Annotated in this window: 16 protein-coding genes; 6 read left to right on the forward strand and 10 right to left on the reverse strand. The window is 60.7% G+C overall.

Features of this window, described 5'->3' with window-relative positions; genetic code table 11:
* Positions 1-13: 13 nt before the first annotated feature.
* The 5 genes from NO932_RS09535 to NO932_RS09555 all read right to left on the reverse strand — a co-directional run bounded on the left by NO932_RS09535 (position 14) and on the right by NO932_RS09555 (position 4,641).
* A complete protein-coding gene (locus NO932_RS09535; protein ID WP_309161240.1) occupies positions 14-1,147 on the reverse strand; it encodes a D-alanyl-D-alanine carboxypeptidase family protein in 1,134 nt (377 codons plus the stop codon).
* An 81-nt stretch (positions 1,148-1,228) separates the two neighbouring features.
* The gene (locus NO932_RS09540) at positions 1,229-2,284 is read right to left on the reverse strand and encodes a septal ring lytic transglycosylase RlpA family protein (RefSeq protein WP_309207171.1); all 1,056 of its coding nucleotides are present in this window, start codon (positions 2,282-2,284) and stop codon (positions 1,229-1,231) included.
* Between the two features lie 79 nt (positions 2,285-2,363).
* Positions 2,364-3,068: a 5-oxoprolinase subunit PxpA gene (locus NO932_RS09545; RefSeq protein WP_309207173.1), complete on the reverse strand. Its 705-nt coding sequence runs from the start codon at positions 3,066-3,068 to the stop codon at positions 2,364-2,366.
* A gap of 47 nt (positions 3,069-3,115) precedes the next feature.
* The gene (locus NO932_RS09550) at positions 3,116-4,015 is read right to left on the reverse strand and encodes a biotin-dependent carboxyltransferase family protein (RefSeq protein WP_309207174.1); all 900 of its coding nucleotides are present in this window, start codon (positions 4,013-4,015) and stop codon (positions 3,116-3,118) included.
* The gene (locus NO932_RS09555; RefSeq protein WP_309207175.1) at positions 4,012-4,641 is read right to left on the reverse strand and encodes an allophanate hydrolase subunit 1; all 630 of its coding nucleotides are present in this window, start codon (positions 4,639-4,641) and stop codon (positions 4,012-4,014) included. Before NO932_RS09555 ends, NO932_RS09550 begins: the two co-directional genes overlap by 4 nt.
* A 123-nt stretch (positions 4,642-4,764) precedes the next feature.
* On the opposite strand from NO932_RS09555, the gene NO932_RS09560 reads away from it, so the two are divergent.
* From NO932_RS09560 to NO932_RS09575, 4 genes are all read left to right on the forward strand, one after another.
* A complete protein-coding gene (locus NO932_RS09560; RefSeq protein WP_309207177.1) occupies positions 4,765-4,968 on the forward strand; it encodes a hypothetical protein in 204 nt (67 codons plus the stop codon).
* Between the two features lie 75 nt (positions 4,969-5,043).
* Positions 5,044-5,289, forward strand: a complete 246-nt coding sequence (locus tag NO932_RS09565; RefSeq protein ID WP_309207178.1) for a hypothetical protein — start codon at positions 5,044-5,046, stop codon at positions 5,287-5,289.
* Positions 5,290-5,403: 114 nt separating this feature from the next.
* A complete protein-coding gene (locus NO932_RS09570; protein ID WP_309207180.1) occupies positions 5,404-5,658 on the forward strand; it encodes a hypothetical protein in 255 nt (84 codons plus the stop codon).
* Between the two features lie 92 nt (positions 5,659-5,750).
* Positions 5,751-6,053: a PRC-barrel domain-containing protein gene (locus tag NO932_RS09575; protein WP_309207182.1), complete on the forward strand. Its 303-nt coding sequence runs from the start codon at positions 5,751-5,753 to the stop codon at positions 6,051-6,053.
* Between the two features lie 5 nt (positions 6,054-6,058).
* Here the strand turns inward: NO932_RS09575 and NO932_RS09580 are convergent, their stop codons facing one another.
* The 3 genes from NO932_RS09580 to NO932_RS09590 form a co-directional block, all read right to left on the reverse strand.
* A complete protein-coding gene (locus NO932_RS09580) occupies positions 6,059-6,772 on the reverse strand; it encodes an invasion associated locus B family protein (RefSeq protein ID WP_309161228.1) in 714 nt (237 codons plus the stop codon).
* Between the two features lie 244 nt (positions 6,773-7,016).
* The gene (gene mfd / locus NO932_RS09585; RefSeq protein ID WP_309207184.1) at positions 7,017-10,493 is read right to left on the reverse strand and encodes a transcription-repair coupling factor; all 3,477 of its coding nucleotides are present in this window, start codon (positions 10,491-10,493) and stop codon (positions 7,017-7,019) included.
* Positions 10,493-10,771 carry a succinate dehydrogenase assembly factor 2 gene (locus tag NO932_RS09590; RefSeq protein ID WP_309207185.1) on the reverse strand — a complete coding sequence of 93 codons (279 nt, stop codon included), beginning with the start codon at positions 10,769-10,771 and terminating at the stop codon, positions 10,493-10,495. The genes mfd and NO932_RS09590 overlap by 1 nt, the downstream gene beginning before the upstream one ends.
* Positions 10,772-10,942: 171 nt before the next feature.
* On the opposite strand from NO932_RS09590, the gene recG reads away from it, so the two are divergent.
* Positions 10,943-13,000, forward strand: a complete 2,058-nt coding sequence (recG, locus tag NO932_RS09595) for an ATP-dependent DNA helicase RecG (RefSeq protein ID WP_309211017.1) — start codon at positions 10,943-10,945, stop codon at positions 12,998-13,000.
* 259 nt (positions 13,001-13,259) lie between these two features.
* Positions 13,260-14,078, forward strand: coding sequence for a nucleoside triphosphate pyrophosphohydrolase (gene mazG, locus NO932_RS09600; protein ID WP_309161224.1), 819 nt, complete (start codon positions 13,260-13,262; stop codon positions 14,076-14,078).
* Positions 14,079-14,119: 41 nt separating this feature from the next.
* Here mazG and hflX read toward each other — a convergent pair whose 3' ends face one another.
* Together hflX and hfq are read right to left on the reverse strand one after the other, a co-directional pair.
* Positions 14,120-15,469, reverse strand: a complete 1,350-nt coding sequence (gene hflX, locus NO932_RS09605) for a GTPase HflX (RefSeq protein ID WP_309207186.1) — start codon at positions 15,467-15,469, stop codon at positions 14,120-14,122.
* Entirely contained in the window at positions 15,466-15,711 is a 246-nt protein-coding gene (gene hfq / locus NO932_RS09610; RefSeq protein ID WP_309207187.1) for an RNA chaperone Hfq, read from the reverse strand. Before hfq ends, hflX begins: the two co-directional genes overlap by 4 nt.
* Between the last annotated feature and the right edge of the window lie 18 nt (positions 15,712-15,729).

Here is a 15,729-nt window from a genome sequence, read left to right on the forward strand (position 1 = left end):
AATGCCGGATGCATCAGATCCAGCCGAAGGCCATTTCCCAAAGAGCGTCGGTCGCCTTGCGCACGATGTCGCCCTCGCCAACAGACTCGGCCGCATAAAGCGGCGCGGTCTGGATAAGCTGGTCATCGCAAAGTATGTTGAGTTGCGCAAGTCTGTCGCCGGCCTCGACGGGCGGCAGAATGGGTGCGGTGTAAGCTATGTTGGCAGAAAGGCAGCGCCGGTTACCTCGCGGTAGGTAAATGTCGATGCTACCTTCGCCCACGAGCCCGACCTGCGCGGTTTCCCCACCATAAACATTCGCATAGCCGACAATGGCATTTTCCGCGAAGGCCGGAATGCGCTCGAAACTGCGCGCGCCCCAGGTTATGAGCTTGCGCGCTTCTTCGTTACGCTCATTGATGCTCTCCATGCCATGGAGCACGCCCACAAGCCGCCGCCCGCCTTCGGTGGTCGAAACGACAATGCCATAACCGGCTGCGGTCGTATGGCCCGTCTTGAGGCCGTCAACACCGATCCCGAGTCCAAGCAAACCGTTACGGTTGGATTGGGTAATCCCGTTCCAGGTGAACTCCTCAACGGCGAACACAGGATAGTAGTCCGGGAACTCCCGTATGATGTAACGGCCGAGATCGGCGAGATCCCGTGCCGTCACATGCATTTCGGGGTCGGGCAACCCGCTTGCGTTGGTAAAGTGAGAATCCTCCAATCCGATATCGAGCGCGAACTCGTTCATGATGGCGGCAAACGACGCTTCGCTCCCGGCGATCCCTTCGGCCAAGGCGATCGCCGCATCATTGCCTGATTGGATGATCACCGAATGGAGAAGATCATCGACACTGATCTGCGAACCCAGTTCGGCAAACATGGTCGAACCGCCCGACGGAGCGCCGCCTGTGCGCCAGGCATGTTCGGAAATGAAGAACTGGTCGGTGAGTTCGAGAGCGCCGCGATCGACCATGTCGAGAACCACGGCGATAGTCATCAGCTTGGCCATACTGGCCGGCTCGATGGGGGTATCGGCATCCTTTTGGTACAGGACGGTTCCGGATTCCTGATCAACGAGGATGGCGTAGGGTGCGCTGGTGTCGAAATCGAGTTGGGCATTGGCGTTGCCCGATAGCGCCCCAAAGAACGCGATGCCAAACAACGCTAAGCGCCCAAGGCGCCCCAAACCAACCATGAGAAGTCATCGCGCCGTAGCGCTACTCCCAACTTAAACCTCTTCCAATCAATACAAAATCGTAGGGGCCAAGCCAAGGGATGTGGCCAGTTGCAGGGCGTCGGTCTCAGTCACACCTTCGCGAAGATGGCTCAGCATCAGGTGCGTGACTGTCTGCTCGCCCTGTACGATCGTCGCCGTATCGACGGCCCCCAGCAACGCAACCTCGGTAGCGATCTCCCGGGCGGCATCTTCACTCTCGAAGGTACCGAGCACCATGCGGATGGGCGTGCCGGCAGGCTCCTCCACGGGCTCAAGGTCCTGCATGGCGCTGTAAGAGAGCACCTGGAATGGGATGTGATCGGGTGCGGCAGGGGCTACCGCAGCATTTGCCGCCTCGCTGGCCGTAGCGGGGCGCGGTACCGGTGTTGGCGCGATGCTCGCAGGGGCCGGAGGCGCCGCCTCGGCAACCTGCGTCTGCTGATAGGCCATCCGGGTGTTTATCTCGTACGGCGTCAATTGATTGATCGATGCCGTGAGAAACCGCGTATCGTCGCCATTGAGCGGCGCCGGCCCGACATATTGCACCCGCACCTTCGCGGTGCCCTGCTGCTGGAAACCTAGAACCTGGGCCGTATGGCGGGAAAGATCGATCACACGATCGTTCGAGAACGGTCCCCGGTCATTGATCCGCACAAGCGCGGACGTACCATTTTCGAGATTGGTTACGCGCACATAGGAGGGCAACGGCAGTGTCGGGTGAGCGCCCGAGAGATAGTGCTGATCGAAAATCTCGCCATTGGCAGTGAGGCGCCCGTGAAAGGCTGGGCCGTACCAGGACGCGGTACCTGTCTGATCGAGATCAGGCTGCTCGCGCGGTACGAAACGGTTGCCTGCGACCGTATAGGGCCTACCTATTTGATGGCGCCCGCCGCCTTTGGGCGGATGATACGCAGTGCTAACCCTGGGTGATGCACCGACCCCCATCGAGGATTCAGAGAAAAATTCGTTGCCGGCAAAAAGATCGGGGCCTGTGCAGCCACTCAGAATCATCGCCGATACCGCAGCCGCACCCATGGCAGCGGCAAACGAGCGGCGGCGCGCCGATGCAGTTTTGATGCTCATACAATCCGACCCAGTACAAACAAGATTGTCGATGCGTTCGCACGAGTCTTTGAAAAACCATAGCTTTGTGTAGGTTCTGTTAACGGAGCGGCAATCTGGCGTTCGATGGCAGCACCATAAAACCCGCCCCCTGCAGCGCCTCGCGGACCGATCTCGCCAGCCCGACTGCGCCGGGCGTGTCCCCATGCAAGCATATGGATCGCGCATCCGATCGAAAGACGCTGCCGTCGATGGCAATGATCTCCCCTTTCTCGGCGAGGCGCAAACAGCGTTCGACAACCGTCTGCTCATCTTCGATCACGCTGCCCGGCAGGCTTCGAGATGCAAGTAGCCCGTCAGCCGTATAGGCACGGTCGGCGTAGGCTTCCGATATAAAATCAAGCTCGAGTGCACTCGCCGCCTCGGTCTGCCCGGATTGGCCAAGCGCCAGAACCGCCAATTCCGGGAACTCGGTATTGATGGCGGAAAAGATGGCCGATGCAAGATTACTATCTTCGGAAGCCATATTGGCCAGTGCCCCGTGAAGCTTGAAATACTCCACTCTCGCCCCCTCCTCGACCGCGACCGCCTTAAGGGTCGTAATCTGGCCAGCTACCTGTTCGCAAATCGTCGCCAGAGGCAGATCCAGGCGGCGGCGGCCGAAATGTTCCCGGTCGGCAAAGCCGGGATGCGCGCCTATCGTGACACGGTGGGCCAAAGCCCCACGGAGGGCTGTGCGCATGGTGGTCTCATCGCCGGCGTGACCACCACAAGCGATCGAGGCGCGGGTGACGATTTGCAGCATCGCCAGATCATCTCCGATGCCCTCCCCGAGATCGGCATTAAGATCGATCACTTCCGCCCTCCCGCTATCCTGTGGGCATGCTCGACGGCGACAGAAGCAAAACGTACAGGCTGCCCGGGCCGCGTCTGCGCAAACCGATCCATGTCGGCATCGATAATCGTGCCGATCCGCGGATAGCCGCCTGTGGGCTGGTTGTCGCGCATGAGCACGATGGGCGTTCCGTCGCCCAGAATCTGGATGTCGCCTGGCACTACCGCATCGGAAACGAGGCCAAGAATCCGCGCCTTCTCGAAAACCGATGCGGTGTTCTCTAGTCTCACTCCCATCCTGTCCATGCGCGGTGAGACGCGGAAATCCGTACCGATGAATGCCTCGCGAACTGTGGAAGGAAAAAGTTCGGCATGAATGCCCCAGACGAAGCGGATTGCGCCCGTCTCTTCATTTTTGGAACGAACCGGTTCGGGTGAATCGGCCTCCAGCGCCACGAGTCCCAACGCGTCTCCAACCCGCAGCGCCCTCCCCTTCAGTCCTCCCAGCCCGACGGTGGCGTTTGTGGATCGGCTCCCAAGAACCTCTGGCACATCGATCTGTGCGGCAAAGCGTATGTAACCATAGTTTCCCGCCGGACCCGTCCGCATAAACACTCGCGTACCATCGACAAGTTCGACGGAAGCAGGCCAGGGTCGAGGCTCGCCATCCACCTCGAGGATGAACACCCCGCCGGCGAATCCGGCGATCAGCGGGCACCCACGATAGATAAAGTCGCCTCCCTGCGGTCCCACCTCGATGGCTGCGCCACAGGCTCTGTTCGTGACGTCCGCCGCCCGACGGTAGCCATTGCGGTCCATTGGGCCGGAAGCACCGATGCCGTGCGAGAGCAGTCCAATTCGCCCCTCATCCTGAATCGTAGTCAGAGGGCTGACGCGCAAAAGCTCGATGCGACTCACGATGCCACCTCGAACGTCACCTTGTCTCCGGCACGCATCCGCGTTGGGGGCATGGTGCCGGGATCGAAATTGATAAACTTTGTGCGTCCGATGACCGACCAGCCGGTTGGAATGGACGTCGCCGCGATCGCCGTTTGGCGCGCGGCAAACAGCACGCTCCCTGGCGGAACGGAGGCGCGCACTGCCTCGCGTCGCGGCATGGATAGTACCTCGGAGTGCAGACCGCAGTAGACAAACCCCGGCGCGAATCCCGTCGAAAGCACCGTTAGAGATGAGACGCTGTGCAGTTCTATGAATTTCGGCATGTCCAACCCGAGGCTTTCAGCCACTGCCGCGAGATCAGGACCGTGTTCTCCCCCATAGAAAATGGGAACCCTGTGCGTTGCCCAACTTTCCTCGCCCGTATGGCTGGCGCCGACAATGCGAATTTCGCCACATAGGGCATTGTAGCCAATGCGCTGCGGGTCGTAGCGAACCAGCACCGAAACGAGATTGGGAACGATCTCAATCACGCCCGAGAGGTCGGCTGCCCTGATGTTTCGGGAGAACGCTATCGCTGCCGCGTTTGCCTCAAGGGTCAGTCGATCCGCAAAGCGAATAAGAATCGCGCTATCGCCTAGTGGCATCAATCTCGGCGCCATGAGGGGACTGCGTTCTTCTGCCAAGGCCTGACCTTCCTCGTTACTCCCGAGCCTGCTTGCATTGGCTGTCCAAACGGGAGACGATCATCTCAATTGGGTGGAGATATCATGCGGATTTTTCTCATTGCGGCCAGTCTTCTCGTCGTCATCCTCCTGCTGATCGGACTGCGATTGTCGGCGACCGAGTTCGGCATCGCAATGCTGGGTGGTGCATTGGTGGTGGCAGTCGTCATGTTTTTCATCACGCGCCGGCGCTACCAACGCATGACTGATGCCGAAAAGGATGAACGGGAGCCTCCCACCCTGCCCTAGGCGCGGCCCGCATTTGATTCAATTTGACGCGGGCTTGTTTGCCGGCGATTTTGCCTCTAGGGGCACCATGGTGCTATGAAACATATGTCACTCGATCAGTTGCGCCAGAAAACCGTTTGCGGACAGGCCCATGCGGTCCTCGAAAGCTTGGCCCGTTCACGGAGCCTGCCGGGCGAACTCAGTATTTCCATCGAGGAAATCCTCGAACGCGCCTGGGAGATCGCGTATCGCCGGCCTGTCGAAACATCGGCGAACAACGTGATCGAAGTGCCGGATTGGGCATTCCGGCAGAACATGGGCTCGCGATCGGCGGCAGTCTGACTGGGCCGGATCGATCACCGATAATTAATCCGGTTGCGAAGCCGAAGGCTGGAAAAAGCCGGCGAGCCGATGCATAGGATCGATTGTCTTCGAAACAGGTGTGGAACCGGACCTATGAAAATTGCCGCCGCCGTGCTTGTCGCTCTGCTTTGCGCAGGCTGTGCCTCTTCTTCTTCGAATCCGTCACGGAGCCTGGAGCAGACCACGGTTCGCCAGAAGGCAGAGGTTGAATGCGTTTCCGGCAACATTGGAGACAATGGCTGCAAGACGGAATACGGCTTTATGATCGTGACCCCGGTTAACCTCGGGGGCGGCGTGCCTAGCGTCGAGGATCTGCGTGCTCCCGACGCCGGGAAATCCGAGTTCTAGGGCGTGTCCAGCAAATCCCGAGGGCTCTAATTAGCGGAACCGCAGACAGACCTTGGGATTATCCTTGCCCACCCCATGCAAGGAGACACATCATGGATCATTCATCCCACGTCCGCTTGGCAGAAAGCGAACTGACCGAAAGCGCACTCAAGGACGCTACGGTTTACGGCGCCGACGATCATAAGGTGGGCCAAGTATCTCACCTTCACGGAACAGGTTCCATGGCCGAGGCCGTGATCGACGTGGGCGGCTTCCTGGGGATTGGCTCAAAGCCTGTGGCAGTTCCCCTTGGTCAGCTCGATTTCATGCGCGATGAAGACGGAAACGTTCACGCCGTAACGAGCTGGACCAAGGACGAACTCAAAGACATGCCGGAGCATCGGCACCAGCACTAAGCCAGTTACTGCGCAGGCGCAGCCTCGGGCGCGGCACCTTCAGCGGGAGCTTCGCCCGCGGCAGCTTCGCCGCCGGTTTCCATGTCTTCCCGGAGCTGGTTTGCACGCTCCTGAAGAACCTGCTCAAGAACGTTTTCAGTCGAATTGGCCTGATTCAGCTCCTCGATCGAAATCCCCTCGGGATTGTCGTAGGTCGCGGTGAAGCCGGCAAGGTCGATATTGATCGTGATGTCCTCGTTCTGCCGGTTCTTGGCAATCAGCTTGAGCTGGCTGCCGCGCTTTAGGCTCTGAATATAGGATTCGTTGACGACGAGCTGGGCCGAGCACGCCTGCGGATCGCAAAGCATGTAGGGAACGCGCACCGGCTTGCCGCTATCGATCTGCCAGGTGAGCCCAAACGGTAGCAAAACCCCGATCGGCACGGAGGCAACGGCGAGCAGCCGGCTTTCCTGGCTCGGATCGTCACGCAAGAGGAATGAGCCGGTGAAAACGCCAGTGTTGGTCACGACCTGGCGCATGATGCAAGCTTGCCCTCCATCGTCGAGTTCGCTGCAAACCTTGAGCCAGTTGTTTTCAGTCGAACCGTCGGCCGTTTCAGCCGTATCGACCACTCCCGCGCCCGCGGCTCCTGCGGCTTCCTGCGCATAACCGGTGCCAGCCATCGAAAAGGCTAGTCCCGTGGCGACAGCGCCGGCAAGTATCGCGTTTAAAACTTTCATGGAAATTCCTGTTGCTCTGGGCGGTTGAACCCGCCGGAATCGAACGGATTGGGTACTTTCAAGAGCGGCGAAATCGGGCAATAGCATGACACCGTCTCTCTGCCAACGACGTTGAACTCGACGTGTGACCCAAAGGCTTCACCCCGGATACTCTTGGGTTTGATGATGAACCTGATCGCCAGCCTTGAAGCACCCATGACGAAAAATTGATGCGGTCCATCACCTATATGAAGATGAGCCGCCCCTAAGCGCTGGCCAGCGCCGCAAGCCGCGACAGGATTGCTGCGCTGCCTTTGAGACGCTGCTCTGCGGTCGGCCAATTGCGTGCGAACATGATCTTCTGATCAGGCCGCAGCTTGGCCGCCTGTCCTGGGTCGGCGATATGGCGCACCAATCCGGCAGGATTTGGGAAAACCCCGTTCCGCAATGTGATTAATGCGCCCTTGGGACCTGCATCGACCTTTTCCACATTGGCAGCACGGCACAGCGATTTGATCAGCACAACCTTGAGCAGAGCTTCGACTTCCTCTGGCAAACGGCCGAACCTGTCGATCATTTCGGCACCCAAGGCGTCGATTTCGCGGGGGTCCGTCAGGTCGCCCAGCCGACGATAGAGCTGCATGCGTACCTGGAGATCGGGCACGTAACCTTCAGGAATCATCACCGGCATGCCCAGAGAGATCTGTGGGGACCATTGCCCCGCCTCTTCTTCCTCGGCCGCCTGCCCTGCCCGCAGCGAGGCGACCGCTTCTTCCAACATGGATTGATAGAGTTCGAACCCCACTTCACGGATGTGGCCGGATTGCTCTTCGCCGAGCAAGTTTCCTGCCCCGCGAATATCGAGATCGTGGCTGGCAAGCTGGAAACCGGCGCCCAGCGATTCGAGCGACTGAAGCACCTGCAGTCGCCGCTGCGCCTGATCGTTGAGCTTGCGATCGGCCGGAACGGTGAAGATCGCATAAGCTCGGGTTTTCGACCGGCCGATGCGGCCCCGGATCTGATAGAGCTGGGCCAGACCAAACTTGTCGGCACGGTGAACGATCAGTGTATTGGCTGTCGGAACGTCCAGACCGGATTCGACAATCGTTGTCGCGACAAGAACATCGAATTTACCGTCATAAAAGGCGTTCATCGTGTCATCGAGTTGTTGCGGCGGCATCTGGCCATTCGCAACCACGAAGCTGACCTCGGGTACGTGTTCCTTGAGGAATTGGGCGATGTCCGGTTGATCCGAAATACGGGGACAGACGTAGAAGGCCTGTCCGCCGCGATATTTTTCGCGCAGCAGGGCTTCGCGGACGACAAGCGGATCGAAGGGCGACACGAAGGTGCGGATGGCGAGCCTGTCCACCGGCGGGGTCGCCAGCAGCGACAGATCGCGAACGCCCGTGAGTGCGAGTTGCAGCGTGCGCGGGATGGGTGTCGCCGACAGCGTCAGAACATGAACGTTGCTCTTGAGTTCCTTGAGCCGTTCCTTGTGCCCCACCCCGAAATGTTGCTCCTCATCGATGATCAGCAAGCCCAGGTCACGGAAGGCTATGGACTTCGAAAGCAGTGCGTGAGTGCCGACGACGACATCGACACTGCCGTCCTTGAGACCGTCCTTGGTGGCCTTCAGTTCGGCGGCAGGCACGAGACGCGAAGCTTGCCGAACCCGGACGGGAAGGCCGGCGAAACGCTCGGAGAAGGTCTTGAAATGCTGTCGGGAGAGCAGCGTCGTCGGCACGACTACCGCAACCTGCTTTCCGCTCATCGCCATGATAAAAGCAGCGCGCAGCGCCACTTCGGTCTTGCCGAATCCTACGTCACCGCAGACCAGGCGATCCATGATGCGACCCGACGTGAGGTCATCGAATACCGCTTCAATGGTCGCAAGCTGATCTTCGGTTTCCTCATAGGGAAAGCGGGCCGAGAACTCGTCGTAGGAGCCGGTCTGGATTTCCACAGGCTCGGTGGTAGCCGTTTCGCGGGCTGCAGCGATCTTGATGAGCTGCTCGGCCATGTCGCGGATGCGCTGTTTGAGCTTGGACTTTTTAGCCTGCCAAGCCACGCCTCCGAGCTTATCGAGCTCGGCGCCTTCCGAGCCGTAGCGCGACAAAAGCTCGATATTTTCGACCGGCAGGTAGAGTTTATCGCCCTTGGCATATTCGATTTCGACGCAATCATGCGGCGCACCGGCTGCCTCGATGGCCTTGAGGCCAATGAAACGGCCGATGCCGTGGTCGACGTGAACCACCAAATCACCGGCCGAAAGACTTGTTGCTTCGGTAAGCGCATCGGACGCCTTCTTGCGCCGCGCTTGGCGGATTATGCGCTCGCCCAGGATGTCCTGCTCGGACAAAACCGCAATGTTGTCAGTGATATAGCCGGTTTCAAGCGGGACCACGACCAGGCCGAGTTGACCGACCTTGAGAGCGGAAATCTGATGCCAGTTTTCGAGCTTTTTAATCGCCTTGAGCCCGTGATCCTTGAGAACCTGCCCCATGCGATCCCGGGTACCTTCGGTCCAGCACGTCACGACGGTTTTCCGCCCCGCCCGCGCTTCGGACTTGATCCGGCTGATCACCGCTTCGAAAAGATTGGTATCGGTGGCCTGTCGTTCGGCGGCGAAATTGGGAGCCAGATGGCCGGCGCAATCGATGACCGGCAGGCTCTCATCGGCGGGGAGGAACGGGGTGAGCTCGGAAATTTCGTGACCGCGAACCAACTCATAAGGGGAGCTGTCGACGTGGTATAGCAGTGCCGGTGCGATCGGCTTATAGGGCGCGCCGGCGGTATTTCCCTGCTCGCGAGCCTCTTTGCGGGCGGCATGATAGTCGCGGATCTGCTCGCGGCGCTCGCCATAGGCCTCGCGCACCTGATCGTCAAAAAACACTGGCGCATCAGCAAGATAGGAGGCTAGCGTCCCCATTTCTTCATAGAAGAACGGCAGCCAATGCTCCATTCCCGCAAAGCGTTGTCCGGCGCTGATGGCGCCGTAGAGCGGATCATCGGCCGTGTTGCCGCCGAAGGTTTTTGTGTAGTTGAGGCGGAAGCGGCGGATGGTGTCTTCGGTGAGCAGTGCTTCGCTCATCGGGACCAGGGTTATGGAGCGAACATTGCCTGTGGTCCGCTGGCTTTCCGGGTCGAATGTTCTAATTGTTTCAAGCTGTTGTCCGAAAAAATCGAAGCGCAGCGGTGCGTCGCGGCCGGCAGGATAGAGGTCGATAAGGCCGCCACGAACCGCATATTCTCCCGCTTCGCGAACGGTGGGCACGCGGAGGTAACCGTTGTTGTTGGCCCAGGCGATGAGCTTCTCGCCATCTACGATGCGGCCCGCCGCGGCAGAAAATGTCATGGATTCAACGACATCGCGAGGCACGACGCGTTGAATCAAGGCATTGACGGCGGTGAGGACGATTGCCCCTTTGGTGCCGGAATCGACCAATTGCGCCAAGGCAGCCATGCGGGCAGAGATGGTCACCGCATTGGGGGAAACACGGTCGTAGGGGAGGCAATCCCAGGCGGGGAAAGTGAGGACGGGATGACCGGGAAGCATGGCTTCGAGGGCGTCGGCCATGCGCTGGAGGCGGCGGCCATCACGCGCAACAAAGCAAATGGAAACAGGAGCTTGCGGCGCCTCTTTTAACCGCTCCTCGATCGCACGCGCCAGCACCGCCGGCTGCATGCCGTCGGGGAGATTGGCTAAAATCCGGGAGGGGCGGTCGGAAAGGTCGGTCATCAGGATCGGGATTGGGAGAGTTTGTGATTTCGGATCATGCCGATCAGGTCGCGATCGGCATTTTCGGGGATGTCGCGCTGGCCCACGAGCCAGGCCTGAAGGTCCGTTTCCTCTTGTTCCAGAAGGACTTCCAGCCGATTCAGCATGGCGGAATCGAACGTATCCAGATGGTCTGCGACGAAGCCGCCGATCAGGATATCCATTTCCTGGGTGCCGCGATGGTTGGCGCGGTAGAGCACGCGCTTGCGCCGCGTCTGAAGGTCTTCGGAATCGGTCATTTGTGCCGCATAACAGGGTTGAGATCGGAGTTAATAGCCGTGATCGACAAGTCTGTCAGCCTTTTGCAAACACGCTTGTGCATTTAGTGTTCTATTTCCGTTCATATACGTCGGAATCGAGTCGTGCCGCGTCCTGACCTTCTCAATCCGCTGTTCAAATCGCTGAAATCGATGAAAGGCGTCGGGCCGCAGCTCGGGGCCCTTTTCGCTAAATTCTTCGGTGCGCCCGAAGGACAGGATGCCGTGGTGCTCGACGTGCTCATGCACATGCCTTCGGGCGTCATCGACCGGCGGGCGCAGAACGGGGTGGCCCACGCGCCAGTCGGATCGATCGCAACGCTCAAGCTCCACATCGACGAACACATCGTGCCGCCGCGCAATAGCCGGGCTCCGCTCAGGATACGCGCACATGACGAGACCGGGGATATCACCCTAAGCTTTTTCGGCGCCAAGGGTGGGTGGGTCGAGCGGCAATTGCCGATCGGAGAAGAGCGGTACGTTTCGGGGGAGATCGGGTTTTTCGGACGCGAAAAGCAGATGACCCATCCCGATTATATCGTGGCACCCGACGAGATTTCCAAGCTGCCGATGGTGGAGCCGGTCTATCCGCTGACCCAAGGGCTATCGTCCAAGTCGCTGCGCAAGGTGATCGCCTCTGCGCTCGAGCTGGTGCCGATCATTCCGGAGTGGATCGGCAAGGATCGGCGCACGATCATGAACTGGCCGGGTTTCTCCGAAGCGCTCAAGCATATCCATACGCCGCAGCGGCCAACCGAGGGCGATATCGTTTCGCCCTCGCGCATGCGGCTGGCCTATGACGAATACCTTGCCGGTCAGCTCGCGTTGAGCCTGATCCGGCAATCGATGACGAAGTCCTCGGGCATTGCGCGCAAGGTGACGGGCGAGATCACCGGCAGGATCGAGACCGCCCTGCCCTTTGCGCTGACGGACGGTCAGCGGCTGGCGATTTCCGATATTGGCGAGGATCTTGAGCGGCCGGTACGGATGTCGCGGCTGCTGCAGGGGGACGTGGGCTCGGGCAAGACTGTTGTGGCCCTGGTGGCTATGGGCATGGTGGCAGAGGATGGCGGGCAATCGGCGTTGATGGCGCCAACCGAGCTATTGGCTAGCCAGCATTTCAAAACGCTCAAGCCGCTGGCCGAGGCTGCGGGACTGGGCATCGTGCTGATGACCGGCAAAATGAGCGCCGCCGAGCGGCGGGCCGCGCTTGCCGGGCTGGCGGACGGATCGATCACCATTGCGGTGGGAACGCATGCCCTGTTCCAAAGCGGAGTGGAGTTCGCGAATCTCGGGCTCACGGTTGTGGACGAGCAGCACCGCTTCGGTGTGCATCAACGGCTCGCGCTGTCAGAAAAAGGCACCAAGACCGACCTGCTGGTGATGACGGCAACCCCCATACCGCGCACGCTCGTCCTCACGCATTTCGGAGACATGGATGTTTCGGTGCTGCGTGAGAAGCCGGCGGGGCGGCAGCCGATCGATACGGCGACCCTGCCGATCTCGGAATATGACCGGGTGGTATCTCGCCTGGCGGCGCGGCTCGATGAGGGCGCGCAGGCCTATTGGGTGTGCCCACTGGTCGAGGAAAGCGAAGTGCTCGACGTCGTGGCGGCGGAGGATCGGTTCGCCGAACTCAGGAAGATTTTCGGCGATCGGGTGGAGATGGTCCACGGGCGGATGAGCTCTGCCGACAAACAGGCGGCGATGGCGCGTTTCCAGGCGGGCGAGGCGCAGATCCTGGTGGCGACGACGGTAATCGAAGTGGGCGTCGATGTGCCCAACGCGACGATCATCATCATCGAGCATGCCGAGCGGTTCGGACTGGCACAGCTTCATCAGTTGCGCGGACGCGTGGGACGCGGATCGGCAAGGTCGGCATGCCTGCTGCTCTATTCGGAACCCTTGAGCGAGACGGCACAACAGCGGCTGGAGACGATCCGCAAAACCGATGACGGGTTCGAGATCGCCGAGAAGGATCTGGAGCTGCGCGGCCAGGGCGATCTGCTCGGGACGCGGCAATCGGGGATGCCGGGATATCGGATCGCGGTGCCGGACGTGCACCGGCACCTGCTGGAGATGGCCCACGAGGATGCCCGAGCGGCGCTCGAGCGCAACCCGGGATTGAAGGGGCCAGAGGGCGAAGCTTTGCGGGCGTTGCTTTATCTGTTCCGCAAGGATCTGGCGATCCCGCTGATCAAGGCGGGGTGACAGCGGTGTTCGTCTTCGAAGCCCTGAGGGAATGGAAGCGCTGCGCCCCCTCATCCCACAGCTTCGCGGCCACCTTCTCCCTCAAGGGGAGAAGGGAAGCCTGTTGCAGCGTTTGGGACTGAGTTCCCAGTAGAGCGGCCTCAGTTGCAACACTCCGGCGTTAGGCAGGGACGACCCGGGTTCGTGTTGCGGGACTGGCCGTAGGAGGTCTCCGCCAGCTAAGATGGGTTAATCGAATCCCTTGCCGAAGGTCCTCCTCATGCAGCCCTCCCGTGATATTTCCCGACTGATCGAGATCATGGCGCGCCTGCGCGACAGGGAGAATGGCTGTCCGTGGGATATCGAACAGGATTTCAAATCAATCCGGCACTACACGATCGAGGAGGCCTATGAGGTGGCCGATGCGATCGAGCGGGAGGATTACGAGGATCTGCGGGACGAGTTGGGCGATCTACTGTTGCAGCCGGTCTATCACGCCCAGATGGCGAGCGAGGAAGGGCTGTTCGACATCGGAGACGTGATCTACGCGGTGACCGAGAAGCTGATCCGGCGGCATCCGCATGTGTTCGGGGACGATGAGGCGGGGTCGGCAGCTTCGAGCGAGAGGCGCTGGGAAACGATCAAGGCGGCCGAGCGGGCGAAAAAGGCTGAGCGGCGGGGCGGAGAAAAGCCGCCGTCGCTCCTCGACGACGTGCCGGTGGGGCTGCCGGCGCTGACACGGGCGGCGAAACTGGCCAAGCGGGCGGCGCGGGTTGGGTTCGATTTTTCCGAAGTTAGTTGGGCCATCGAGAAGGTGCGCGAGGAAATCGGCGAAGTCGAGGAGACCCTTGCCGGAGAAGACGAGACGGCCAAGATCGAAGAGATGGGAGACCTGCTCTTTGCCGTCGCAACGCTTTCACGTCGCGTTGGCATCGATCCGGAGGCCGCGCTGCGTGATGCGAATGCGAAATTCGTAAGGCGATTCGAGCACCTCGAAGCCCGTGCGCGGGAAGATGGCATCGACATCGCCGAAGCCGGACTGGAGCGGCTGGACGGGTATTGGAATGAGGTTCGGGCGGCGGATAAGGCGGGGAAGTAACCGGGTCTCGGCGCGCTTGAACAAACAGGGGCGGCTAAGCTTTACGCCCCATCCAGCCCGGTGATGCGGCCGGCGAATTTTTCCAGAAACTCGGCCCGGTGCCGGGGGAGTACGCGGACGGTGTAGCGGGTGCCCTGGTCGTCGGGTTCGTCGCGAGCGATCACTTCGGCGTTGGCATAGAGCCAGCCGGTTTCGGCGCCGGCTTCGTGGGGGACGAGGACGGAAAACAGGCGCGCGTCCTGGGAAAGGGCTTTTTCGACGGCGGCGAGGAGATCATCGAGCCCCTGCCCCGTCACCGCCGACACCGGAACCGCTGCGGCGACCTTGCCGGCCGGCGTGATGCCGGAGAGGCCGTCGGGCTGCGCGGGAAGGTTGTCGATCTTGTTCCAGACCTCGATGATCGGCGTTGTTTCGCCGGTGACGCCGAGATCGGCGAGAACCGAGAGCACGTCGGCGGCCTGGGCAGGATGATCGGGGTTGGAAACGTCGCGGACGTGGAGGACCACTTCGGCCTGCGTCACCTCTTCGAGCGTGCCGCGGAAGGCGGCGATGAGATCGGTCGGCAGGTCGGAGATGAAACCGACGGTATCGGAGAGGATAATGTCGCGGCCATGGGGAAGCGTGGCGCGGCGAACGGTGGTGTCGAGCGTTGCGAACAGCATGTTTTCGGCCATGACACCTGACCCGGTGATGGCATTGAAAAGGCTGGACTTGCCCGCGTTGGTATAGCCGACAAGAGCCACCACGGGAAACGGTACGGCGGCGCGAGGCCCGCGTTGGAGCTGGCGGGTGCGGCGTACTTTTTCCAGGCGCCGTTCGAGGACGAGAATGCGGTCCTGGATCTGGCGACGGTCGGATTCGATCTGGGTTTCGCCCGGACCACCGAGAAAACCGCCGCCGCCGCGCTGGCGTTCGAGGTGGGTCCAGGAGCGGACCAGACGGCCCTTCTGGTAATTGAGATGAGCGAGCTCGACCTGCAGCACACCTTCGCGGGTAGCGGCGCGCTCGCCGAATATCTCAAGGATCAGCGCCGTGCGGTCGAGAACCTTGACGCCGATCTCGCGTTCGAGATTGCGCTGCTGGATGGGCGAAAGCGGAGCGTCGACCACCAGCAGGTCGAGCTTGAGTTCCCTGGCCCGCTCGGCCAGTTCGGCTACCTGGCCGCCGCCGAGATAGGTGGCCGGTTTGATCTCGCGCACCCTGAAAACCTCGGTGAAGACGAGATCGAGCGCGATGGCCGCGGCAAGGCCGATGAATTCGGCATGCCGCGCATCGGCGCTGCGCGCGTAACGGACGGATCGGACGTCGGGGGTGACAAGGCCAGTGCGCGTGGGGACTTCGCGGAGATCCACGAAGCCCTTGCCATCGTCTTCTTCGGGCGTATCAGTCAATCAGTCTGGTTCTCTGGGTCGAAGAGCTGGATGGGAGCGCCGGGCATGATGGTCGAAATGGCGTGTTTGTAGACAAGCTGGCTCTGGGCGTCGCGGCGCAGCAGCAGACAGAAATTGTCGAACCAGGTGATCACGCCCTGCAATTTGACGCCGTTGACGAGAAAGATCGTCACCGGAACCTTGTTCTTGCGGACGTGGTTGAGAAAGGAATCCTGAAGGTTCTGCACCTTTTCACTGGGCATTGCTCGGCCTCTTGTTTG

This window comes from Pelagibacterium sp. 26DY04 (assembly GCF_031202305.1).
Lineage (GTDB): Bacteria > Pseudomonadota > Alphaproteobacteria > Rhizobiales > Devosiaceae > Pelagibacterium.